The 23896-nt window shown below is 63.7% G+C and carries 20 protein-coding genes; 9 read left to right on the top strand and 11 right to left on the bottom strand.

Annotated elements, in window-relative coordinates:
- Positions 1-42 precede the first annotated feature (42 nt).
- From HNO52_RS05635 to HNO52_RS05625, 3 genes are read left to right on the top strand one after another with little or no spacing between them, the layout of a single operon-like run.
- On the top strand, positions 43-420 hold the full coding sequence (locus HNO52_RS05635; RefSeq protein ID WP_232090589.1) for a PepSY domain-containing protein: 378 nt from the start codon (positions 43-45) through the stop codon (positions 418-420).
- Positions 417-1088, top strand: coding sequence for a response regulator transcription factor (locus HNO52_RS05630; protein WP_197568209.1), 672 nt, complete (start codon positions 417-419; stop codon positions 1086-1088). The genes HNO52_RS05635 and HNO52_RS05630 overlap by 4 nt, the downstream gene beginning before the upstream one ends.
- On the top strand, positions 1085-2449 hold the full coding sequence (locus tag HNO52_RS05625) for an ATP-binding protein (protein WP_197568208.1): 1365 nt from the start codon (positions 1085-1087) through the stop codon (positions 2447-2449). The genes HNO52_RS05630 and HNO52_RS05625 overlap by 4 nt, the downstream gene beginning before the upstream one ends.
- On the opposite strand, the gene HNO52_RS05620 is transcribed toward HNO52_RS05625, so the two are convergent.
- The 4 genes from HNO52_RS05620 to HNO52_RS05605 form a co-directional block, all read right to left on the bottom strand.
- Positions 2446-3252, bottom strand: a complete 807-nt coding sequence (locus HNO52_RS05620; protein ID WP_197568207.1) for an ABC transporter permease — start codon at positions 3250-3252, stop codon at positions 2446-2448. The two genes, HNO52_RS05625 and HNO52_RS05620, sit on opposite strands and share 4 nt — an antisense overlap.
- A 169-nt stretch (positions 3253-3421) precedes the next feature.
- A complete protein-coding gene (locus HNO52_RS05615) occupies positions 3422-4309 on the bottom strand; it encodes an ABC transporter permease (RefSeq protein WP_197568206.1) in 888 nt (295 codons plus the stop codon).
- A complete protein-coding gene (locus HNO52_RS05610) occupies positions 4302-5471 on the bottom strand; it encodes an ABC transporter ATP-binding protein (protein WP_197568205.1) in 1170 nt (389 codons plus the stop codon). Before HNO52_RS05610 ends, HNO52_RS05615 begins: the two co-directional genes overlap by 8 nt.
- A 200-nt stretch (positions 5472-5671) precedes the next feature.
- Positions 5672-6787: an extracellular solute-binding protein gene (locus tag HNO52_RS05605; RefSeq protein ID WP_197568204.1), complete on the bottom strand. Its 1116-nt coding sequence runs from the start codon at positions 6785-6787 to the stop codon at positions 5672-5674.
- Between the two features lie 397 nt (positions 6788-7184).
- Between HNO52_RS05605 and HNO52_RS05600 the strand changes: the two genes are divergently transcribed.
- Entirely contained in the window at positions 7185-8381 is a 1197-nt protein-coding gene (locus HNO52_RS05600) for a GGDEF domain-containing protein (RefSeq protein ID WP_197568203.1), read from the top strand.
- A 9-nt stretch (positions 8382-8390) separates the two neighbouring features.
- Here the strand turns inward: HNO52_RS05600 and HNO52_RS05595 are convergent, their stop codons facing one another.
- Both HNO52_RS05595 and HNO52_RS05590 read right to left on the bottom strand, forming a co-directional pair.
- Positions 8391-9470, bottom strand: coding sequence for an NAD(P)-dependent alcohol dehydrogenase (locus HNO52_RS05595; protein ID WP_197568202.1), 1080 nt, complete (start codon positions 9468-9470; stop codon positions 8391-8393).
- Positions 9471-9581: 111 nt separating this feature from the next.
- Complete coding sequence (locus HNO52_RS05590; protein ID WP_232090754.1) at positions 9582-10139, bottom strand: NnrU family protein; 558 nt, start codon at positions 10137-10139, stop codon at positions 9582-9584.
- Positions 10140-10254: 115 nt separating this feature from the next.
- Here HNO52_RS05590 and HNO52_RS05585 point away from each other — a divergent pair, with 115 nt between their 5' ends.
- Complete coding sequence (locus HNO52_RS05585) at positions 10255-12180, top strand: metallophosphoesterase family protein (RefSeq protein ID WP_197568200.1); 1926 nt, start codon at positions 10255-10257, stop codon at positions 12178-12180.
- 49 nt (positions 12181-12229) lie between these two features.
- Here the strand turns inward: HNO52_RS05585 and HNO52_RS05580 are convergent, their stop codons facing one another.
- Entirely contained in the window at positions 12230-13720 is a 1491-nt protein-coding gene (locus HNO52_RS05580; RefSeq protein ID WP_197568199.1) for an FAD-dependent oxidoreductase, read from the bottom strand.
- Positions 13721-13893: 173 nt separating this feature from the next.
- On the opposite strand from HNO52_RS05580, the gene HNO52_RS05575 reads away from it, so the two are divergent.
- Complete coding sequence (locus tag HNO52_RS05575; protein WP_197568198.1) at positions 13894-15033, top strand: PQQ-dependent sugar dehydrogenase; 1140 nt, start codon at positions 13894-13896, stop codon at positions 15031-15033.
- Between the two features lie 130 nt (positions 15034-15163).
- Positions 15164-15655: a YciE/YciF ferroxidase family protein gene (locus HNO52_RS05570; RefSeq protein WP_197568197.1), complete on the top strand. Its 492-nt coding sequence runs from the start codon at positions 15164-15166 to the stop codon at positions 15653-15655.
- Positions 15656-15747: 92 nt separating this feature from the next.
- On the opposite strand, the gene pncB is transcribed toward HNO52_RS05570, so the two are convergent.
- Genes pncB through HNO52_RS05555 form a run of 3 tightly spaced genes read right to left on the bottom strand, consistent with a single transcriptional unit; the run spans position 15748 to position 18702 of the window.
- Positions 15748-16947 carry a nicotinate phosphoribosyltransferase gene (gene pncB / locus HNO52_RS05565; protein ID WP_197568196.1) on the bottom strand — a complete coding sequence of 400 codons (1200 nt, stop codon included), beginning with the start codon at positions 16945-16947 and terminating at the stop codon, positions 15748-15750.
- A 47-nt stretch (positions 16948-16994) separates the two neighbouring features.
- Complete coding sequence (locus HNO52_RS05560; protein WP_197568195.1) at positions 16995-18491, bottom strand: sodium:solute symporter family protein; 1497 nt, start codon at positions 18489-18491, stop codon at positions 16995-16997.
- Between the two features lies 1 nt (position 18492).
- Positions 18493-18702, bottom strand: a complete 210-nt coding sequence (locus HNO52_RS05555) for a hypothetical protein (RefSeq protein ID WP_197568194.1) — start codon at positions 18700-18702, stop codon at positions 18493-18495.
- Between the two features lie 128 nt (positions 18703-18830).
- On the opposite strand from HNO52_RS05555, the gene otsB reads away from it, so the two are divergent.
- Positions 18831-20402 (top strand): trehalose-phosphatase, encoded by a 1572-nt coding sequence (gene otsB / locus HNO52_RS05550; RefSeq protein WP_197568193.1) that lies wholly within the window; start codon positions 18831-18833, stop codon positions 20400-20402.
- Positions 20399-22825 carry a glycoside hydrolase family 65 protein gene (locus HNO52_RS05545; protein WP_197568192.1) on the top strand — a complete coding sequence of 809 codons (2427 nt, stop codon included), beginning with the start codon at positions 20399-20401 and terminating at the stop codon, positions 22823-22825. The genes otsB and HNO52_RS05545 overlap by 4 nt, the downstream gene beginning before the upstream one ends.
- A gap of 72 nt (positions 22826-22897) precedes the next feature.
- Here the strand turns inward: HNO52_RS05545 and HNO52_RS05540 are convergent, their stop codons facing one another.
- Positions 22898-23863, bottom strand: a complete 966-nt coding sequence (locus HNO52_RS05540) for a zinc-binding metallopeptidase family protein (protein ID WP_197568191.1) — start codon at positions 23861-23863, stop codon at positions 22898-22900.
- Positions 23864-23896: the final 33 nt, after the last annotated feature.

The raw sequence follows: 23896 nt of genomic DNA, 5'->3' as shown, positions 1-23896 counted from the left end.
TGTTCATGTCAAGTTCGGCATCCTTGCGACATGACGATACGCTTGCTTAGATCACTGCCTTCACACTGGCTCGCAGCGCCCGGTCGAAGAGCACTGCCCATCCTATTGCTGTCGGCGCTCATCTGCCTGACGGCGAGCCCTGCCCTGGCCGACGAGCACTGGCGCGACCTCCACGAAGCGGTACGCAGTGGACGTCTGGTCGCCCTGCCCGAGATTCTCGACTGGCTCGAAGCGCGCTACGCGGGGCAGGTGCTCGAAGTGGAGCTGGAGCGCGACGACGGCCGCGTGACCTACGAGGTGGAGATGCTCGGCCCCCAGGGCCAGGTGGTGGAGTTCGAGTTCGACGCCGAGAGCGGCGAGCTGATCGGCATGGAGGGAGTCAATATCGACGGCATGCGGCGCAAGGGGGAGATTCCATGAAGGTGCTGCTGGTGGAGGACGACGCCGCGCTGGCCGAGGCGTTGACGGAGGCGCTGCACGAGGCCGGGGTGCTGGTCGAGCGGGCCGACAGCGGCGGCGAGGCCGATTTCCTGGTGCGCACCGAAGCCTACGATGCCGTGATCCTCGATCTGGGACTGCCCGACGGCGACGGCAGCCGCTGGCTTGCCGAGTGGCGGGATGACGCCATCGAACTGCCGGTGCTGGTGCTGACCGCACGTTCCCGCTGGGCCGACAAGGCTGCCGGCTTCTCCGCTGGCGCCGACGATTACGTCACCAAGCCGTTCGAGACCGCCGAAGTGCTATTCCGCCTGCGCGCCCTGGTCCGCCGCAGCCACGGCCACGCCCATCCGGTATTGCGCATCGGTGAGCTGGCCTTCGATACCCACACCGGCAGCGTCAGCCTGGCCGGCCGACCGATAAGCCTGACCGCCCAGGAGTCTCGCCTGCTCGCTTATCTGGCCCATGCCGCCCCTAGAGTGGTCAGCCGCAGCGAGCTCGCCGAGCATGTCTACGACCGCGACCACGAGCCCGACTCCAACGTCATCGACGTCCAGATCAGCCGCCTGCGACGCAAGCTGGGCGCCGAGCGAATCGAGACTCGCCGCGGCCAGGGCTACCGGCTCATCGACGGTACCGAGGCCTCATGAATCGGCTACGCCGATTGTCGCTGGCCAGCCGACTGATACTGGCTACCCTGCTAGTCTTGGCGATTACCCTGCCGCTGGCCGGTCTCGGCCTCGCCCAGCATTTTCGCACCACCGCCACCGGCGCCTTCGATCGTCAGTTGGAGGCGCTGCTCAACGTGGTCATCGCCGGGCTCGCCTGGGGCAACGTGGAGCAGCGGCTGGTGCAGGAGCGCAACCTCGGCGACCCGCGCTTCGAACAAGTCTTCTCCGGCTGGTACTGGCAGGTCAGCGATGGTGCCGATCGGGTGCTGACCTCGCGCTCGCTATGGGATCAGCGCCTGCCCGTCCGCGAATCGGCCGGGGTGGTCCGGCATGATATGGAGGGGCCGCGCGGCGCACCGCTGCGTGTCGTTGAGCGCGACATCCTCCTGGCCCCGCTCGAGGCGCCGCTGCACGTCAGCGTGGCAGCGCCGCGCGAGCCGCTGGATCTCGAGCTGGATCGCTTCGCCCGGCTGGTGGCCCTGTCGCTCGCCGGCCTGGGTCTGCTGGTGCTGATCATGCTGGCGCTACAGGTGCGCTGGGGGCTGGCGCCGCTGCGGCGCATGCAGGGCAACCTGGCGCAAGTCGAGAACGGCGACGCCGAACGGCTCGACACCCGCCTGCCTGCCGAGCTGGCTCGCCTTGCCGGCGCCACGAACGCCGTGCTGGCTCGTGACCGGCGCCTTATGGAGCACGCTCGCCGTGCCGCCGGGAACCTGGCTCACGCCCTCAAGACCCCGGTGAGCGTGCTCACCACACTGGCCGATGGCATCGAGGAGCCACGCCGCAGCAAGATGCGCGACGAGCTCGGACGCATCGACGACGCCGTGCGCCATCATCTGGCCCGTGCCACCGCGGCGGGCGACGTTGGCCTGGCCCCCAAGGTCGCGGTGGCCGAGGTGCTGGCGCCCATACTCGACGGCCTGGGGCGGCTTGCCGGTCGCCGCGGCGTGACACTAGAACATAGCCTGCCGGACGGTCTGCGCGTACGCATGGCGCCCCAGGACCTTCAGGAGCTCGTCGGCAACCTGATGGACAACGCCTTGCGCTGGGCGAACGGTCATGTCCGCCTGGAGGGGCATAGCGGGGACGACGGGATCTGGCTCTGCGTAGAGGATGACGGCCCCGGCATGGACGAGACGCAGCGTGGGGCCGCCATGGCTCGCGGCTCACGCCTGGACGAGCGGCGCTCCGGCAGCGGCCTGGGGCTGGCCATCGTCGCCGACCTGGTGACGCTGCACGGCGGCCGGCTGCAACTGGATGCTTCCCCCCTCGGCGGGCTGTCAGCACTTGTCTGGCTACCGGTTCGGCCGCTCGCCGAGGTTCCGGCCATGCTGGATTAGACCCCTTTCACCAATCGCGCCGCTTCCCGCCGCCGCTTGAGCTCGTAGACGACGGCAAACAGTACCGTAATCAGAATCAGGATCAGCCCCAGGGCGTTGACCGCCGGCGTCAGCCCTGTGCGCACCTTGGAGGCGATGTAGACCGTCAGCGTGGTGTCGTAGCCGACCACGAACAGCGTGGTGTTGTAGTTCTCGAAGGATTGCAGGAAGGCGATGACGGCCGCCGAGTAGAGCGCCGGTTTGAGGTACGGCAGCAGGATGCGGCGGAACATCTGCCACTGGCTGGCACCGAGGTCCAGCGCTGCGCGCTCCATGGTGCGGTCGAAGCGCTGCAGGCGCGCGGTGACCATCAGCATCACATAGGCCGCGATGAAGGTGGCCTGGCCCAGCACGGTAAGGAAGATCCCACCGCTGACACCGAACTGGCGCCAGAAGATCAACGTCGAGATGCCGATGATCACGCCGGGCGTTAGCAGCGGCGAGAGAATCAGCGCGTAGAGGAACGGCTTGGCACGGCTCGACACTGTGTTGAGGAACAGCGCAGTGGCGATGCCGATCGGCACCGCCACCAGCAGCACGCCGGTGGCCACGATCAGGCTGTTGCCGAGTGCCTGCCACATGCCGCCGTCGGCGGCGAGTTCACCGAACCAGCGCAGGGTGGTGCCGTCCCACGGCGTCACCGTGGGAAAGCGGCTGTCATTGAAGGTTGCCGCCGCCATGATCAGTAGCGGCAGGAACAGATAGGCGAAGAAGATCACCACGTAGAAGCGCAGGCCGAAGGCGAGGAAGCGTTGCGAACTCATATTTTATTACCGGAAGCGCCGCAGAAATCGGCGAACGAAATAAAGCGCAAGGCGCACGGAGCACAGTAACTGGAGCACATGGGGTATATGTGAGGATTACGCCGGTCCGACGCCTCGGCACCGCGCAACGCAGCGATTCGTTCGTGCAGGCATTTATGCGGTGCTTCCCTCATCTTCCGATGTCCCCCAGACCAACCTTGAAGAACTTCATGACCAGCGACATGAAGCCGATGCACAGCACCAGCAGCAGGAAAGCGTAGGCCGCGCCCTGGTTCCAGTTGCCCCCTTCGAAGAACCAGTTGTAGATGATCTGAGTGAACCAGCGGCTGCCCGGCGAACCGAGCAGCGCCGGCACGGCGTAGCTGCCCGCCGCTAGCATGAAGGTCATGATGCAGCCGGTGGCGATGCCCGGCTTGGCGTGGGGAATGACGATGCGGCGGTGGGTACGCACGGTGCCGGCGCCGAGATCGCGGGCGGCGCGCACCTGGTTGTCGTCGAGGCTCTCGATGGCGTTGTAGACAGGGAACACCATGAACAGGATGTAGGCGTAGACCATGCCCACCATGACCCCACCGTTGCCGTTGAGAAAGCGGATCGGCCGCTCGATGAACCCGAGCGCCATCAGCACCTCGTTGAGCGGGCCGCGAAACGCCAGGATGATGAACCAGGAGTAGGTACGCAGGATCTCATTGATCCAGAACGGCACGATCAGCAGCAGAATGCACAGCGCGGCCTGGCGCGGGGTGGCGATCTTGGCCAGGTACCAGGCCAGCGGATAGCTCACCGCCAGCGTCAGCAGCGTGACCAGCACGCTCGACCAGATCGTCTTGAAGAAAATCGATCGATGGATGTCATTGCCGAACAGGGTGGCATAGTTTTCCAGCGTGAGGCGGTCCTCGGGCCCGCCAAGCTGGGCCGGCAGCAGGTTGGGCCTGAGCGAGTACTCGATCATCTGCAGCTGCGGCAGGGTCACCATCACGATCAGCCAGACACCCAGCAGGGTGATGATGGCCATCGCCAGCGGCCCGCCGAAGCGCGCCTGGAGTTGCCTAAACATGCGCTCCTCCGGCCTGCGCCCGGCTGCTTTCCACAACCTCGCCGGTTTCATCGTCGAGCACCGGGCTGCCGTCGTCGGGCAGTACCACGGCGTCGGTCGGGTCGTAGGCGAATGCCATGCGCTGGCCCACCTTGAGCGCATCGGCCTGGTTGCGTGACACCTCATGGCCGAGCTGAACGCGCAGCTTCTCGCCCGAGGCAATCAGGCGCGTCTCGAGCATCACCCAGGCGCCCTCGAAGTGCACCGCCTCGATCTCGGTGTCGAAACGGGGGCCTGTCATCCCTTCCGCAACCGGGCGCAGGTGCTCGGGGCGTATGAACAGTACCGCCGCCTCGCTATTGGCCAGGCGTGTCTCACTGCTGGCGCGGCCGCTCAGTTCGCCCAGGGCGCCGCCATCGAGGCGCACCCGCTCGCCTTCGCGGTCGACCACGCGCGCCTGAATGCGGTTGTTCTCGCCGACGAAGGCGGCAACGAAACCGGTGGCCGGCTCGCGGTAGAGCGTCATGGGATCGGCGACCTGCTGAATGCGGCCCGCCGACATCACCGCGACCCGGTCGGACATGGTCAACGCCTCGCCCTGGTCGTGAGTGATATAGATAAAGGTAATGCCGGTCTTGCGCTGGATCGCCTTGAGTTCTGCGCGCATGTGCTGGCGAAGCTTGAGGTCGAGCGCCGAGAGCGGCTCGTCGAGCAGCAGCACCCGCGGCTCCACCGCCAGCGCCCGGGCGATGGCCACGCGCTGCTTCTGCCCGCCAGAAAGCTCGGTCACCATTTTCGGCCCGCTGCCCTCCAGCGCCACCAGCGCCAGCAACCGCTCGGAGACTTCGCGCCGCTTGCGCTTGTCGACCCCGCGCACCTCGAGGCCGAACTCGATGTTCTCGAACACGGTCATCAGCGGGAACAGCGCCAGGTTCTGGAAGATCATCGCCGTGGGGCGGCGGTTGACCGGCACCCCGGCCATGGGCTCGCCGCCAATGATTACCTGCCCTTCGCTCGGGGTCAGAAAGCCGCTGACGACGTTGAGCAGGGTGGTCTTGCCGCAGCCCGAAGGGCCGAGAAAGCTGAAGAATTCGCCCGTACCTATCGCCAGCGAGGTCTTCTCGATGGCGGTGAAATCGCCGAAGCGCATCACCACCTCGTCCAGTCTGACGCTACCATCCATCAAATCTTTGCCTTTTTTGCGTACTGATTCCGACAGCGCAGGGAAGCGGCTTCGAATTAACAATCGAAGCCGCTTTCGGAAAGTCGGCGAGCGAAGGCCAGACTAGGCAAAAATCAGCGAAAGAGCGGAGTTTACTGTAGTAAAAGAGCATCTTGAGCTGATTTTTAACGACGTATGGCCGAGCGCAGCCACTTTCCTTCCTAAGCGCTCAGGTAGCGATCCTGGTACTCATTGCGCAGCGCCACGTACCACGGCTCCTGGATCGGCCACCACCAAAGATTGGCGAGGTCCTGCTCGGTATAGGAATCGGTGAAGAATTGCCGCGTCTCGTCGGGCAGCAGTTCGGTGGCACCCTTGGAGGTCGAGTTGTAGCCGGTCGCCTTGACGAACTGCGCGCCCGCCTCCGGCGTGTAGTACCAGTTGATCAGCTCGTAGACGGCATCCGGGTTCTGGGCATTCTTGGGAATCACGAAGCCTTCCATCCATGCCAGCGCTCCCTCCTTCGGCGCGCCGTAGGCGATGTCCTCGCCTTCCTGCTGCAGGCGGAAGGCGGTGGAGTCCCAGGTCTGGCCGATGATGGCGCCGTTGGTGCGGAAGGCCGCCTGGGCGTCGTTCTCGGTATCCCAGAACTGCACCAACATCTGCTTGTGCTTGACCGCCTCTTCGAGGATGACGTCGAAGTTGGCGCGCATGGCCTCCTCACTGCGGTAGGAATCGAGCAGCGGGTGCGGCAGCCTGCCCTCGCGCTCCAGCCACAGCCCGATGCCTACCAGTGCCGAGTGGCCACGCACGGTCACGCCCTGGCCGTGTTCGGGGTTCCACAGTTCGGCATAGCTGAGGTTGGCACGGTCGATCTTGGCGTCGCGGCGGTTCCAGGTGATCGCCTCGGTGCCCCAATCGCTGGGCGCAAAGAAGCGCTTGCCATCGACCACGCCGCCCACTTCGGAGCCCTCGATGGCGCTGTCGAGCGCGCCGGCCCAGTTGATGCGCGATTCGTCCAACGGCTGTACCAGGTCGTAGTCCAGGTAACCCGGCACCCGGTCCACGGTGGGCATGATCACGTCGAAGCCGGTGCCGTCGGTGGCCCGCAGCGAGTTCATCAGCTCGTCGTTGGTGCCGTAGGGAGTGAAGGTCGCGCGGATGCCAGTCTTCTCAGTGAAGTCAGCCAGCATCTCGTCGGAGAAATAGCCCGCCCAAGCGTAAATACGCAGGGTCTGCTCCTGGGCCAATACCTTGTTGATATAGAACGACGGCACGGTGGCAGCAGCGCCGGCAGCCAGGGTGCCTTTGAGGAAACGGCGACGTGTGAACGACATGACGGGTTCTCCATGAGGGTCTTGCACAGGGTGACAGGGTCAGTGGGAACTGCCCCCGACCCTTATCGCGCGACTCCATGACGATGGGATGAACATTGAATGACCGTTCAATGCTCGTGTAACAAAGAGTAGCAGCCTCTCAGGAAAAATCCGTAAGCACTTTCAACGCTGCATACCTTCCAGGCGCCCGGTCACGGGCGCGGATCAACCTGGCTGAATCATGAAGGTACTGAACTGCGCCGTAGCGAGCATGGCGAATATCACGGCTGGCTGAAGCATACCCTTGCTGATAGCCTGCCGAGATCTAACGAAAAAAAGCGTGCAGTCAGGGAGCAGGCCAGAACGCTGCGAACCTGCCTTTCCTACGACCTGACACGCCGAGGTACCACGAAGCCCCATGTCGGCCATTACGCAGGGCGCAAGCCCACCGCTGAGGCGTTTCAGTCTACGTTTCTGCGACCCGCAACTGGAACATGCCTATCGGCGTGAAACCTTTTCCCGAACCCTGATCCAGGGGCGCGCGGCGATTCTGGTAGGCATGCTCGTCTATCTTCTGTGCGGCCTGCTGGATATCTGGCATGTCCCGCCGGAGGCCAGGTGGGATGTCTGGCAGTCTCGTCTCACCGCCCTGATGGTGCCAAGTCTGCTGCTGGTCGTCAGTTTTACCGCGGCCTTCCAGCGCCTGGCACAGTGGTGGCTGCTGGCCGTCTGCGTGGCGGCCGGGTTTGGCCTGATCGCCATCCAGTCACAAGTGCCACTCGAGAATACGCCCTACTACTATCCCGCCATGGTGATGTTGACCTTCTACACCTACAACTTCATCGGGTTACGCTTTCCCTATGCCCTGGGCATCGATGCCCTGCTGCTGGCGACTTACAACCTGGTCTTCGGTGTTCTGCTCGACTATCCGGCGCACATTCTCTTCAGCCATAACGTCTTCATCGTCTCGGCCAACCTCATCGGCGGCACCACAGGCTATCTGGTAGAGCGACAAGGGCGGCAACTCTTCCTGCGTGAGAAGGAGCTCGAGGAGGAGCGACGCTTCCACCGGGAGCGGTCGCTGCATGATCCATTGACGGGACTCCCCAACCGCGAGCTTCTCTACGATCGCCTTGAGCAGGCTCTTGTCGCCTGCCAGCGCAATCAGATGTTACAGGGCGGACTTTTCATCGATCTGGACGGCTTCAAGCAGATAAACGACCGCCTCGGCCACCGGATGGGAGACAACCTGCTCGAACAGGTCGCACAGCGCCTGACGGACAGCGTGCGCAAGACTGATACGGTGGCGAGAATCGGCGGGGATGAGTTCTTCGTGCTGGCCCGCGACCTGGATTCCGAACAAGACATCCATCGCCTGGCGAGCAAGCTGCTGGAGAACCTCAGGCTGCCGCTGGCCGGCGTACCGGCGCCATTTGCCCTTAGGGCCAGCATTGGCGTATGCCTGTTTCCCTACCCTGACATGAGCGTCAACGACATCATTCACCGCGCCGACATGGCGATGTACCGGGTGAAAACGGCGGAGAAAGACAGCTACTGCCTGGCTGAACTCAAGCCATGCCAGAGTGGGACGAGCTACCGCCCCGGCACTGCCTGACGTCACGCCTCAGCTTGCCTGGATCGCCACCTTCAGCACGCCATCGCGCTGATGCGAGAAGAGCTCGTACGCCTCGACGATTTCCTCCAGCGCATAGCGGTGGGTCACCATGGGGCCGAGATCCAGCCGTCCGGTCTCGATCACCTGCATCAGGCGGCGCATGCGCTCCTTGCCGCCTGGGCACAGCGACGTGACGATCTTGTGATCGCCGAGGCCGGCGCAGAATGCACCGAGCGGAATGGTGAGATCGCCGGAGTAGACGCCCAGGCTCGACAGGGTGCCACCCGGTTTGACCACCCGCAGCGCCGCTTCGAAGGTGGACTGCAACCCCAGCGCTTCGATGGAAGCGTCTACGCCACGCCCACCGGTCAGGCGCAGGATCTCCTCGACCACGTCGACCTTGCGGAAGTCGAGGGTGATGTCGGCGCCCATCTGCCGGGCCATGGCCAGGCGCTCGTCGACGCCATCCACGGCGATGATCAGACCGGCGCCGCGCAGCCTGGCCCCGGCCGTGGCACACAGGCCGATCGGGCCCTGGGCAAACACCGCCACGCTGTCGCCGATCCTGATGCCCGCCGACTCGGCGCCGGCAAAACCGGTCGACATGATGTCGGGGCACATCAGTACCTGCTCGTCGGTCAGGCCATCGGGCACCGGGGCCAGGTTGGCCTGGGCGTCGGGTACAAGCAGGTATTCGGCCTGGGCGCCGTCGATGGTGTTACCGAAGCGCCAGCCGCCCATCGGCTTGTAGCCGTGAGCATGGTGGCCGCCATCCTGGGCGCTGCAGCCGTCCTGACAGGCATAGGAGGTAAAGCTGGGACAGATGGCACCGGCGATGACCCGCTGCCCCTCCTGATAGCCCCTGACGTTGGTGCCCAGCTTCTCGATCACGCCGACCGGCTCGTGGCCGATCGTCAGCCCCTTCTCGACCGGGTATTCGCCCTTGAGGATGTGTACATCGGTGCCGCAGATGGTGGTGGTCGTAACGCGAACCAGGGCGTCGTTGGGGCCGATGTCCGGGATGGGCTTGTCGTCGATCTCGATGCGGCCCGGCTCGACGAATATCGCGGCCTTCATCATGGCTGGCATGGCGTTTCCTCATGGCGTGATGCCGGTAGCCGGCAGATGCCATCAGGTTCGGCCAATATCGCCGGCAGCGCCTTGACCCAGGTCAATGCTGCCGGGCGCCAGCCCCCGCCGCTACATCACCGGCACGCCGGTGATCCACACGTGCAGATGGAAAGCGAACAGGTAGTAGGCGATCAAGCCCACCACGAGCGTAACGATGGTGCCTGAGGCGCGTGGCGTCACGGCCGGGGCGGGCTGGCGACGCCGGGCAGAGCGGAAGTCGAGCACTGCCCAGAGCAAGAAGGCCCCGAAGAAGACGATGTCGCCAAGTCGCCCATTGGCCAGCAGGTGAGCAAAGGCCCACACCTTGACCGCCAGCACCATGGGATGGCCCAGCTTGGCCTTGATGTGGTTATGGGGGACATAGGCCGCCACCAGCAGAATGAGGGCCGGAATCATCAGCAGCGACACCAGATGGCGCAGCCCTACCGGCGGCGACCACACCCAGATGGGGTCGAGCCGCATGCGCCCGAAGCCCCAGATCGCCAGCGCCAGCCCGACGATGGAGAGTACCGAGAACAGCGCCTTCCAGCGCTTCTCTCCCATACGACTCATTTGCTCGCGGCGCCAATCGTCGGCAAAGATACGAATCGAGTGCGTGCCAAGAAAGAGTATGAGGCCAACGATCATCACGAACACGGCAGTGCCTCCATCGAAAAGAATGAACGAAACGTAGCCAAGCCTACTCACTTGGTGTGTCATTCGCCAGCGACGGCGAAGCCCGGCCGCCACACAGGAGACCTTGATGAGTCATGATGCCCCGCCCTTGCCCGACGTGCTGGCCGGTCCGCTGCTGCGCCGCTTGACGACCGAACGCCTGGTCCTGTGGCTGGTGGGCTCTCGTCCTCTCGAGCTCTCTCTCATGCTGCACCCCGGGGGCCACCCACCGCGGCGTTTGCTGCTGGGCGAGGAGCGGCTGCAGCGTATCCCGGTGGGGCGTCATGCCTGGCTGCACTTGATCGACGTTTCCCTGGGCACCCCGCTGCCCACCGGCACGCTGATCGACTACGACCTGAAGGTACTCGGCGAAGCCGGTGAATGCGGCATCGCAGACTGGGCGCCGCACCTGCTGCATGAAGGCACGAGCTACCCGAGCTTCGTGCTGGGTGAGCGCCACCACCGCCTGCTGCACGGTTCCTGCCGCAAGCCGCATCACGACGGACCCGACGGCCTGGTGTGCGCCGACACCTGGCTCGCCGAACGGCGCCGGAAACCGCAGGAGTGGCCGGCCTGGCTGCTGATGACCGGCGACCAGATCTATGCCGATGACGTGGCCGGCCCCATGCTTGTGGCCATTCATGCGCTGATCGCACGGCTGGGGCTGTTCGACGAAACGCTGGAGGGCGCCACGGCACCCGACAGCCAGGCGCTCTATGGCGACGAAAACACCTACTATCAGCGTGCGGCGCTGCTGCCGGACACCGAGAGCGGCACCGCCCTGCGCGAGCGTTTCTTCGGCGGCGTGCGCAAGCCGGTATTCACCACGGCCAACGCGCACAACCACTTGATCACCTTCGCCGAGGTCATGGCCATGTACCTGCTGGCATGGTCGCCCGTGCCTTGGCGCCTGGTCGAGACGAACCCTCCCCCTCTCGACGGCGAGAACCACCAGCGCTTCCAGGCCGAGCGGGGCATCATCGAGCGATTCGTGGAGGGCCTGCCCGCCGGCGCTCGGCTACTTGCCCACCTGCCCACGCTGATGATCTTCGACGATCACGACGTGACCGACGACTGGAATCTCACCGCCGACTGGGAACATCTCGCCTACGGCCACCCCTTTTCACGACGCATCATCGGCAATGCCATGCTCGCCTATCTGTTCTGCCAGGGCTGGGGCAACGACCCCGACCGCCTGGCCGAACTCACCGCACGCGGCGCGGAGTTGATGGAGCAGGCCCGGCAGCGGGAGGGATGGCTCCTTGCCGAGGAGCAGGACGACCTGCTGCGGCGACTGCGGCACTTTCAAGGCTGGGAATTCCATATTCCGGGCCCGCCTCCGCTGCTGGTACTGGATACCCGCACGCGGCGCTGGCGCAGCGAACGCCACCCGACCCGCCCCTCGGGCCTGATGGACTGGGAGGCGCTGATCGAGCTTCAGGAGGCCATGATCGACGCCCCTTCGGCGATCATCGTCTCTCCCGCCCCCATGTTCGGCGTCAAGCTCATCGAGGCCGTGCAGCGTCTCTTCGTCCTGGCCGGCAAGCCGCTGATGGTGGATGCCGAGAACTGGATGGCCCATCGTGGCGCCGCGAGCGTCATGCTCAATATCTTTCGTCATTCACGCACGCCGGGTAACTACGTCATTCTCTCCGGCGACGTGCACTACTCCTTCGCCTACGACATTCAGCTGCGGCAACGGAAAGAAGGTCCGCGGCTCTGGCAGATCACTTCAAGCGGCATCAAGAACGCCTTTCCCGATACCCTGCTCGACTGGTTCGACCGACTCAATCGCTGGCTCTACTCGCCGCGCTCGCCGCTCAACTGGTTCACCAAGCGCCGGCGGCTGGCGATACATCCGCGCGACCCCGACCGTGCCAAGGCGGGTGAACGGCTGTGGAACGGCAGCGGCATCGGTTTGGTCGATTTCGACGACGCAGGACGCCCAAGCGATATCCGTCATCTCGACGCTCGCGGCTTCGAGGTGGGTTTCCCTCCCGCCCGGGAGCGTTAGGCAAGCAGCGGCGGATTTCGAGCGGCTCGCTAACGCTCTGCAGCTGACCCTATTGGCGCTCCTCAGGCGGCGCTAGGGGATGGTAGGCAGGGCCTTCGATCACCTCGCCGTCGGTATCGAAGCGGCTGCCATGGCAGGGACAATCCCATGTCGATTCGCTGGGGTTCCAGTGCACGATGCACTTCATGTGCGGGCACACTGCGGACAGGGTCTTGAGTTCACCGGTTTCGGTGCGATGGATGGCGAGCTTCTCGCCATCCACGGTAGCCACCCGACCCTGCCCCGGCTCGATGTCGTCGAAGGTGTCGAGTTTCTCGATACCCAGGTAGTCCTTGACCATGTGCTTGGTGACGGTGACATTCTCCTTGACGTACTGCAGCGCTGATTTACCCGGCGTGATACGCCGCGCCCCGAAGTGGGCATGCCAGGGATTGTCGCGCTCGAGTATCTGGTCGGCGATGATCCTGCCGGCGAGGGTGCCCCATATCAGGCCGTCGGCGGCGAAGCCGGTCGCCATGTAAAGGTTGTCGTGGCCATGCATGCGGCCAATGTAAGGCAGCCCGTCGGGCGAGCTGTATTGCTGGGCAGACCATTGAAAGGCGAAGCTTTCCACATCGAAGTGAGTTTCGAGGTATTCGCGCAGGTTGCGGTAGGCTTCGATCTGGTGGTGTCCGAGTGGATGCTTCTCGCCGATTACCATCAGGTAGCGCTGGTCGCCGTGGCGGTAACTGCGCAGCGAGTGAAAGGGATCAAGCACCCAAAAGATGCCTTCGGGATACTCGCCGCTCCTCAGCTTGGCGCTGACGGCATACTCCCGGGTTACCAGCATGCCCGCCTGGACCAGGTTGATGCCTTTGGGTGTATGGGTGGCTTGCACGATATGCTTCGCGGCGACGCTGGCCTCGTCGGTTCTGACGATGCCGCTATCCGGATCGACCTCGCGCACCGGGCAGTGCTGCACGATCACCACGCCCTCGCTCTGCAGGCGACCGGCTAAGCCTTCGACGTAGTGCAGCGGGTTGAACTGTGCCTGGTAGGCGATACGAATGCCCCAGCTATCGAAGGGTAATCCGGCGTCCTCGATCATTTCGGCATCGAGGCCGGCGCTGATCAGGGCATCGAGTTCCTCGTTCAGGTCGTGCCGGGCATGCTGCCGGTCCTCTGTCGACAGGCGATAGGCCGGCTGACGCTTGAACTGGCACTCGATGCCAAGGCGCTCGATCGTCGCCTCGATATGGTCGACGGCTTCGGTCCTGGCCCGAACCACGCTGGCTGCCACCTCGTCGCCCCACTTGCGGCGCAGAGGCGCCTGTCCCGAGGCCAGCATGGCGTAGAGATTGCCTGTGGAACCGCCTGTCACGCCGCCCCCCACCGTAGCAGCCTCCAACACCATGACCCGCTGCCCCGCTTCGGCCAGCGCCAGCGCCGCGGTGAGTCCGGTGATCCCGGCACCGATGATGGCGACGTCCACCTCGATCTCTTCGGTCAGGTGAGGATGTTCGGCCACACCGCGGCTGCCCAGCTTCCATATCGCTTCCATAACGACTCCTTCCGTCGGCAAATCAGGCTCCTGCCCACAGTTATAGTTGCCCCACCGAGGCTGCGCTAACGCGTGGGCGATGTTGCCGGGCCCGGCCCGCGCTTCGCTGCGCTTGTCAGACGGGGCCGAACGTTTACCTTGAAGACAATGCCCTTCAAGGAGGAACTCTCACGATGCGAACCATTCCGGCCGCTGCACTCGGCTTGGCTGCCGTTGCCTTTTCCCTGTCTCCACACGTTTTAGCGCAACCGAAGGAGTCCGTTCAGACCGAGGCCGGCGCCCTGGGTCTCGAAACCGTTGTGGATGGGCTCGTGCATCCATGGGGCATGGCGTTTCTGCCCAACGGCCAACTGCTGATCACCGAGCGCGAGGGGCGCCTGCGGCTCCTCTCGCAAGAGGAAAAGCTCTCCGACCCGCTCGAGGGCGTACCCGAGGTGTTCAACCAAGGCCAGGGCGGGCTGCTGGATGTCGCCCTGCACCCCGATTTCGAATCCAACCAGCAGGTCTATCTCTCCTTCTCGGAGCCCGGCGACGGAGGCGCGACCACGGCGCTGGGCCGGGCTCGACTCAACGACAACCGGCTCGAGGACTTCGAAGTCGTCTTCCGCATGGAGCCGAGGGTCGAGCACAAGAACCACTTCGGCGGCCGCATCGTCTTTGCCGACGATGGTACGCTTTTCCTCACCCTGGCCGAACGCTTCCAGTTCGACCCGGCCCAGGATTTGTCCAACCACCTGGGCACCGTCGTGCGCCTCAACGATGACGGCACGCCGGCCGACGGTAACCCCTTCCTCGATGACGCAGAGGCCCGCGACGAGATCTGGTCCTACGGCCACCGCAATATCGAGAGCGCCGCCCTCCATCCCGAGACGGGCGAGCTGTGGATCGCCGAGTTCGGCCCGCTGGGCGGCGACGAGCTCAATCGGCCCGAGGCGGGACGCAACTATGGTTGGCCTGAGGTGAGCTGGGGCAAACACTATGACGGCGAGGACATCCCCGACCCCAGCGATGACGACGGCTACGCGGATTCGGTGAAGCAGTGGACACCGGTCATCTCGCCTTCCGGCATGGCCTTCTATACCGGCGACACCCTGCCGGAGTGGCAAGGCAGCATGTTGATCGGCGGGCTCTCGGAGCAGGGCTTGGTGCGCATCACCCTGGACGGCGAAGCGGTCACCAATGAAGAGCGTATCCCACTTGGCGCTCGCATTCGCGACGTCGAGCTGGGGCCGGATGGGTTGGTCTACGTCCTCACCGACGAAGCGAACGGCAAGCTGATACGCCTCGCGCCGCTCGAGGACGACAGCGCTTGAGATCGGCATCGCTTACTTCGCAAGTGCTGAGTCACATAAAGCAACCGATGAATACCGTATAAAAGCCGTAGCATTGCTACGTTGTAGAAGCCAGACAAAGGAATGCTTTACCAAGCGAAAAGGAGGACACATGAAGATCGATAGCCCCCAGGAACTTTTCGTACGCCTGCTCTCCGAGACCAACAGCGCCGAGAAGCAGATCACCCGTGCACTGCCCAAGATGGCCCGTGCCGCCGATGACCCGAAGCTGGTCGAGGCTTTTCAGCATCACCTCGAGGAAACCCAGGGCCAGTTAGAGCGCATCGAACAAGCTGCCGACTCCATCCCCGACATCCGCGTCAAACGCCTCAAGAGCCATGCCATGGAAAGTCTGATTCAGGAAGGGGAAGAGCTGATCGATGCCACCGAGAAGGGTCCTCTGCGTGATGCCGGCCTGATCGCCGCGGCTCAGAAAGTGGAGCACTTCGAGATCGCCACCTACGGCACGCTGTGCGAACTAGCCGAGCAGTTGGGGCACACCAAGGCCAAGGAGATCCTGGCCGAAACGCTCAAGGAGGAGAAGGCCACCGATGACAAACTGAGCAAGATGGCCAAGCAGGACATCAACAGGAAGGCGAGCTAAGCGCTTTCTTATCCTCGCGGCAGGCCGGCTCTCGGCCTGCCCGATCTTTCGACTAGGCAACTTCCTTTACCCAGCGAGGTTGAGCGCGAGCACTACGCCTCCAGGCCGAAGACGTGCTTGAGGTAGCTCACGTAACTCTCGTCGCGCGACATGGTCTTGCCCGGCGAATCGGAGATCTTGGCCACCGGCTGGCCATTGCACGAGACCATCTTGATCACGATATTCATCGGCTTCACGCCCGGCACGTCGCAGGTCAGGTTGGTGCCGATGCCGAAGCTGGTGCGGATGCGTCCCTCCAGTGCCGTCTTGATGTGCATGGCCTTGTCGAAGGTCAGGCTGTCACTGAAGATCAGCGTCTTGGTCATCGGGTCGATGGCCAATGACTCGTAGTGGCGAATGCACTTCTCGGCAAACCACAGCGGGTCGCCGCTGTCGTGGCGCAGCCCATCGAATAGCTTGGCGAAGTAGAGGTCGAAGTCGCGCAGAAAGGCATCGAGAGTGACCGTGTCGGTCAAGGCGATGCCCAGGTAGCCGCGATACTCCTGCACCCAGGCCTCCAGCGCGGCCCGCTGGCTGTCCACCAGGCGACTGCCCAGTTGCTGGTGCGCCATGACCCATTCGTGAGCCATAGTGCCCATCGGGCTGATATCGTGACGCCGCGCGATGTCGACGTTGCTTGTGCCGACGAAGTTGCCCGGGAACTCCGCCTCCATCACCTCGACGATCGCCTCCTGCACCGGTTGGGAGAGGCGCCGGCGCGTGCCGAAATCGGCCAGGTTGAAGCCGGCAAGCTGTTCGGGCGTGTAGGCCTCGCGCAGGCTATCGAGCTTGCGGCGCAGCTGGGCCACGGCCTGGTCGATCTCGACTTCGGGATAGAGAGTGCGATTGCGCACCTCGCTGATGATGGCGAGTATCACGATCTCGAACAAGATGCTGTGCGACCACGGCCCGTCGATGACGATGCACAGCTCGCTGCCCTGCATGCCGACCCGGACGTACTCCGGCCGGAAGCGGAACAGCTCCAGGAAGCGGATGAAGTCGGGCGACATGTAGGCGAAGCTCGCCAGGTAGTCCGACTCCTCGCGGGACAGCTGCAGCGTGGCGAGCCGGTCGATCTGCTCGCGAATCTCGGGAATGTAGCGCTCCAGCGGCTCGGCATCGCGACAGCGGAACTCCCAGGTCACGCTGGCATTGGGGTACTGGTGATGGACCCCCTGCATCATGGTCAGCTTGTACCAGTCGGTATCCAGCAACGACCGGATAATCGGCCCTTCGCGGTAGGTCTCGCCCATGTCGTCTTCCGTTTGCGTGAAAAATAGCTTGCGTATTTCCGTTCAGGCTAGCGCTCGCCGCCCTTCTCCACCACCCGCAGCGTCCGCCCGGGGCTCTGCGGTACGGCGGCCAGGAATTCGTCCGCCGCGGCATGCGCAGGCCGGCTCGCCAAGCTGACGCCGACGAAGGTCAGGCTCGCGACGACGATACCCCACACTCCTGCCGGCAGCCCCAGGAAGCTGTTGCCGATGGCGTAGACGAACAGCACGAAGGCGCTGGCAACGATAACGCTTACCAGCACGCCGGTGGCGGTGCCCTGGCGCCAATAGAAGGCCCCGATGATGGCCGGCACCACGGCCACGAGCCCGGCCGACGCGGCCACCGAGAGCACCGCGATCAGGCTCAGCTGCAGTTCGGCGAAGCCCAGCGCCAGCAGCGCAATGACCGGGATGACCCACTTGCCGACGGTGAGCTGGCGCGCCTCGCTGCTGCCCGGCTTGAGATTGCCGTAGACGTCGCGGGCCACCATCGAGGAGAGCGTCAGCATGATCGAGTCGATGGTCGAGACCGCCGCCGCCAGGATGCCGATCATTACGATCACGCCCAGCAGGGGCGGCACGTGACCGGAGGTCAGCAGCGATGGCGTGGCCAGGTCTGCGTTGTCGAGCCCCGGAAAGGCGACCACGGCGGAGAGTCCCCACAGCACCGAGACCAGGGTGTAGATGAAGCCGAAGACCAGGAAGCCGAGCAGCATCTGGCGCATCGCCGAGAGCGACGCCGGCATGAACAGGCGCTGGCTGACCTGAGGGTTGGAAAGGCTGAAGAAGAACCACGGAATGGTCAGGCCCAGGAAGGTGGTGAAGGTGAACAGCCCCTCCCCCGGCACCACCAGCATCTCGGGGCGCTCCGCCGCCAGCGTATCGAACAGTACCTGAAAGCCGCCTAGCCCCTGAATGACCAGGAAGGTCACCAGCGTGGACGCCACGATCATCATGATCGCCTGCAGCGAGTCGGTCCACATCACCGAACGGATGCCGGCGATATAGGAGAAAAATAGCGCCAGCGCCGTGGCCAGCAGCACCCCGGCGGTGAAGGGCACCGCGCCCTGGGTGGTGCCCTGCAGCAGGTAGCCGATGCCGGCAAGCTGCACCGCCGCGTAGGGAATCAGGAACAGGCAGTTGGAGAGCGCCACCACAATCGCCACCGCCCGGCTGTCGTAGCGCCGGCCCAGCATCTCGCTGGGGGTGACGAAGCCGAAGGCCTTGCCCACGGCCCAGAAGCGCGGCCCGAACACCGCCACCAGCGAGACCCCGGCAAAGTAGACGATCTCGAAGCCCAGCGCCCCCACGCCACCGGCGTAGGTCAGCCCCGCCAGCCCCACCATCATGAAGGCGCTGTAGGTGGTCGCACTGTAGCTGAGCGCCGAGACGAAGCCGTTCATCTGCCGATTGCCGAGGAAGTAGCCCGACATGTCCTGGCTCTTGCCCTGACGCGACAGAAAGGCAATGACGATGGCGATCGCCAGATAGCCTGCGATGGCCCACCACACGAGGGAAACGGTCATGTCACCGGTCCTTGAAGTCGCGGGTGAGGAAGACGTTCAGCACGATCACGACCAGCCCCGCCAACGCCCAGAACAGGAAGCTGCCGTACCAGCGCGGCACGTCGCCGAGCAGCGTATACGGCACCGCGTAGCACAAGGCCACCACGATCCAGACCAGCCAGATCCCCTTGCTGCGCGTTTCCTGGCTCCTTACTTCCTTGCCTTTTCGCATAGGCCTCCCTTTCGCCTTGAAAGAAGTGTATGCCCTCAGCCTAGATGACAGTCGACGGAAACGTGGCCGCCCTGCCCCACTACACTTAGGGAGCAGGGAATGGAAACGAACACGGCCAGGTGACTTCGATGAAACAGTTACATTCAAAGCCCAACCTGACGTTAACTTGCTATCGTGCGGGGGTGTTCGACCTGGATGGGGTCGTGACCGATAGCGCCCGCCTGCATTGCCTTGCCTGGCAGCGGCTCTTCGATGCCTATCGCGCAGAGCGGGTCGAACAAGACAGGGTATCGTTTGCGGCGTTCGACCCCAACGAGGATTACCGGCGCTATATCGATGGCAAGCCACGCTACGAGGGGGTACGCAGCTTCCTTGAGTCGCGCATGATTCACTTGCCATTCGGCACCCCGCAGGATAGTGCGGACCGGGAAACCGTATGCGGTCTGGGTAATCGCAAGCAGCGATTTTTCGAACAGCTGCTGGCCTCCCAAGGCGTCGAGGTCTTCGCCTCCTCGATCGCGTTCATCGAGTCGATTCGTGCTGCCGGTCTCAAGACAGCCGTGGTCTCCTCGAGCAAGAATGCCCGTGTCGTACTCACCGGGGTGGGAGCGCACCATCTGTTCGATGCCGTGGTCGACGGAATCGATTCGGAGCGGCTGGGATTGAACGGCAAGCCGCACCCCGACATCTTCAGTCACGCCGCCAGCCTACTCGCCATACCGCCAGAACGGGCCTTTGCCGTGGAAGATGCCCTGTCGGGGGTGGAGGCCGCCAGCAGAGCGGGCTTCGGTCTGGTGGTCGGGGTCGACCGTGCCGGGCAGCGCGAGGATTTGCTGGCACATGGCGCAGATATCGTCATCGACGACCTGATCGAGTTGCTGCCGTCCGAAGCGGCACAAGGGGCTCCATTACCCGATGCACTGGCTGGCTTCGATGGCATTGCCGAGCGCCTGGGACACAGGCTTCCTGCGATATTCTTAGACTATGACGGCACCTTGACGCCTATCGTCGCCCGGCCCGAGCTCGCCATACTCGACGAGGCCATGCGCCTCATCCTCAAGCGCCTGGGCCAGCGCTGTAGCGTCGCTATCGTCAGCGGTCGCGATCGCGCCAACGTTGCCGAGCTAGTGGGTATCGGTAGCCTGGTGTATGCCGGAAGCCATGGATTCGACATCACCGGTCCCGGTGGACTCCACATGCAGTATGAGCGAGCGGCCGAATTCCTGCCGCACCTGGCCACCGCAGAAACCCAACTGCAGCAGCGCCTGGCCGGAATCCGCGGCGTGCTCGTCGAGCGCAAGCGCTTTGCTATCGCCATCCATTACCGGCTGGTTGCCGAGAGTGACGTGGATCGCGTCCTGACAACCGTCGAGTCGGTGGCGGAGGGGCTTCCCCAGCTGCGACGCACCGGCGGCAAGAAGGTCTTCGAGCTGCGCCCACGGCTACCTTGGGACAAGGGCAAGGCCGTTTTCTGGCTGCTCGAGGCCCTCGACCTATCGCAGGCTGATGTCATGCCGATCTACCTCGGCGACGACGAGACCGACGAGGATGCCTTCGCGGCGATGCGTGAGATTGGTGGTCTCGGCCTCTTTGTGGGTGACGCTTCCCAGGTCACCGCCGCTAGCCATCGTTTGAGCGACACCGTTTGCGTCGGGCGCTTCCTCGAGCGTCTGGCCGATATGCTGGAAACCCACTCATGAACGACTGGACACTCGACTACCTTCACTTCGATCCCACCCAGGAAGGGCTGCGTGAAGCGCTGTGCACGCTGGGCAACGGCTACTTTGCGACCCGAGCTGCCGCAGAGGAAACGGAAGCGGGCGAAATCCATTACCCGGGCACCTATCTCGCCGGCGGCTACAATCGGCTTACGACCGAGATCGCCGGCCGCGTGATCGAAAACGAGGACCTGGTGAACCTGCCCAACTGGCTATGCCTGACGTTTCGACCCGATGGCGGCGACTGGTTCAACCTGATGGCAGTCGATCTGCTCGACTACCGGCAGACTCTTGACCTCGAGGCGGGTGTACTCAAGCGCCAGCTCTTCTTTCGCGACCATCAGGGACGGGAGACTCGGCTGCTGACGCGACGTCTGGTGCATATGGCCCACCCCCACATCGGGGCTATCGAGTGGCGCCTGCTCCCTGAGAACTGGTCAGGCCGTGTCTTGGTTCGCTCGGCCCTGGACGGTCGTGTCATCAATGCTGGCGTCGAGCGATACCGTCAATTGGCAAGCACTCATCTGGTGCCGTTGTCGACGGATGTTCCCTGCGACGACACGGTTCGTCTGCAAGTCGAAACCTGTCACTCCCGGATGTATATCGCCCAAGCGGCACGTACACGCCTGCGCGTGAACGGCCAGACATGGGAGAATAAACGCCAAACATCCCAGGAGCCCGGCTACATCGCCCATGAGCTGGCCCTCGACCTTGCACCAGGCGACGAGGCCGTCATAGAGAAAGTCGTGGCGATGCATGCATCACGGGATCGAGCCATTGCCGAACCCGGCCTCGCCGCTTGCCAGTCGGTGTCCAGGGCGGGGGCATTCGACGATCTGCTGTCGAGCCATCAGCATTTCTGGAAGCATCTCTGGCAGCGCTGCGATGTGAAGCTCGATGGAGGTGGACGCGCCCAGATGATCCTTCGCCTGCACATCTTTCATCTGCTGCAAACGGTTTCGCCGCACATCGTCGACCTTGACGCCGGAGTACCGGCCCGCGGGCTTCACGGCGAGGCCTACCGGGGGCATATCTTTTGGGATGAGCTGTTCATCTTTCCCTTCCTGAACTATCGCATACCCGAGATTACGCGCGCACTGCTGCGCTATCGCTACCGGCGCCTTGAGGAAGCACGCCACTTGGCACGTAAGGCAGGCTATCAAGGCGCCATGTACCCATGGCAGAGCGGCAGTGATGGACGGGAAGAGAGCCAGCAGGTGCATCTCAATCCCAAGTCGGGGCGTTGGGTGCCCGACGACAGTTCCTTGCAGCGCCACGTCAATGCCGCGATCGCTTACAACATATGGCGGTACCACGAGGTTACCGAGGATTGCGAGTTCCTTTCCTACTTCGGCGCCGAGATGCTATTCGAGATCGCTCGATTCTGGCGAAGCGCAGCCACCTGGAATCCGCAGCGCAAACGCTACGACATACGTGGCGTGATGGGACCCGACGAGTTTCACGACCGCTACCCGGACGCGCAGACGCCGGGACTCGACAACAACACCTATACCAATGTCATGGCCGCCTGGGTACTGGCTCGTGCGGCACACGTCTACGACCTCATCGGCGAGCGGCGTCGAGGTGAGCTGAGCGATATTCTCGGCCTCGAGAACGAGGAAATCAGCGAGTGGATTACGCTCAGCCAAAACCTGTACGTGCCGTTCCATGCGGATGGCATACCCAGCCAGTTCGAGGGATACGAGGCCCTGCAGGAGTTCGACTGGGCCGGCTACCGCGAGCGCTATGGTGATATTCACCGTCTCGACCGGTTGCTCGAGGCGGAGGGAGATTCCGTCAACCGCTACAAGGCATCGAAGCAGGCCGACGTGCTGATGCTGTTCTACCTGTTCTCGGCCGAGGAACTGAGCGATATCTTCTCCCAGCTCGGTTATGCCTTCCCCCCCGAACTGATCCAGTCCACCATCAGCTACTACCAGCAGCGTACCTCGCACGGCTCCACCCTGAGCCGGGTCGTGACCGCCTGGGTGCTGGCACGCTCGGACCGCCGTCAGGCGTGGGACTTGTTCCAGCAAGTGCTGGAGAGCGATATCGGAGACAGTCAGGGGGGCACGACACAGGAAGGCATCCACCTGGGCGCCATGGCTGGCAGCGTGGACCTGATCCAGCGAGGCCACACCGGGCTCGAGGTTCGCGATGGCATGTTGCGCCTAAACCCCTGCCTTCCCGAAGCGCTGCCGGGCTTGCATATGCGGCTACGTTTCCGCGGTCACTGGCTCGAGCTCGACGTGAACCACGATCGCCTGACCCTGGTGGCACCCGAAGGCTGGGGCGAACCGAAGCGAATCATGTTCTGCAACGAAACGTATCCGTTCAGCGAGAGCCAGCCGCTGGAATTGCACTATTCTCCCGAGGCTCACTGCTGGCAGACAAACAAGGATTAAATGACCACCTGAGGGTAAGCTAACAGTGATTGGACAATAAGCTGACTCGCTCTCCTCCTGCCATGCACCGCTTCAAAGCCCCTGTGCACCTCGGCGCAGCCAATCATGCACGAAGGAGAGCTTGCGGAGTGCGGCACCCGACAGCACGAAGGGGTAGAGATCGGAAAGCCCCATGGATCGATTGACGTGGTTGACTCCGACCGCGAGGGAGGCCGCGACATGGATCAGGCGCATGGCATCAGGTTCCGAATAGGGATCCCAGCCCGGGTTCGGCAGCTCCGGGGTAGATAGGCCCGCCGCTACGAAGCTGTCCGTGATATCGGTCAGGTGCAGAAGGTGCGCCGCGGTCTCGGCCCAATCCTCGTGTGGATGCGCCGAGGCGTAGGTCGTCAGGAAGCGCTGCCTCCAGTCAGGTGGCGGACCATCCCGGTAATGTTGCTGGAGCGCAGCAGGGTAATCCGTACGTTCATCACCGAACTCGGCACGGAAGGCATCGAGGAAATCATCGCGAAGGCTGAGCCGCCACCAGAGCATATGCGAGATTTCATGACGCATGTGGCCGATCATGGTGCGGTAGGGTTCGTCCAGGGCCTGGCGTCGGGTTGTGCTCAACACCGGGTCCGCCTCGGCCACGCTGATGGTTACCTTACCGGCAACATGGCCCATGAGCACGGGTGTCAGCCCTTCGGCGAGTAGGTGAAAAACGGGGCGTGCGCCGGGATCCTCCGGCCGGAACCAGTGCCAGCGGCCGAGATTGTCGAGGACCCAGCGCTTGGCAGCCTCGGTCTTCGCCCAGTTCGGGATCGCACCGGGAATCGAGGGATCGGGGGCCAGCTCCGTCATGGCACAGGAGCGACAGAAAGCCCCCTGCTCTGGAGCGATCCAGTTGCAGCCGATGACCTCCCGGTTGACGCAGAAAGGAGGCATGGGCAAGAAGGCCCGCGCCTGCGGATCGTAAGCCACGGGGATACCGTCGGCGGTAGCGAGGTTATCGAACCAGAGCGAACCGGGACCCACTGGATTGGCAAAGACGCGCATATTTTCACCATAACTCTTTAACAAAATAAGAAA

Origin of the sequence: Halomonas sp. MCCC 1A13316 (assembly GCF_014931605.1) — a bacterium.
In the GTDB taxonomy this organism is placed as follows: domain Bacteria; phylum Pseudomonadota; class Gammaproteobacteria; order Pseudomonadales; family Halomonadaceae; genus Halomonas.
The sequence above is the reverse complement of the archived record's forward strand: the minus strand, read 5'-3'. Positions and strand labels throughout refer to the sequence as shown.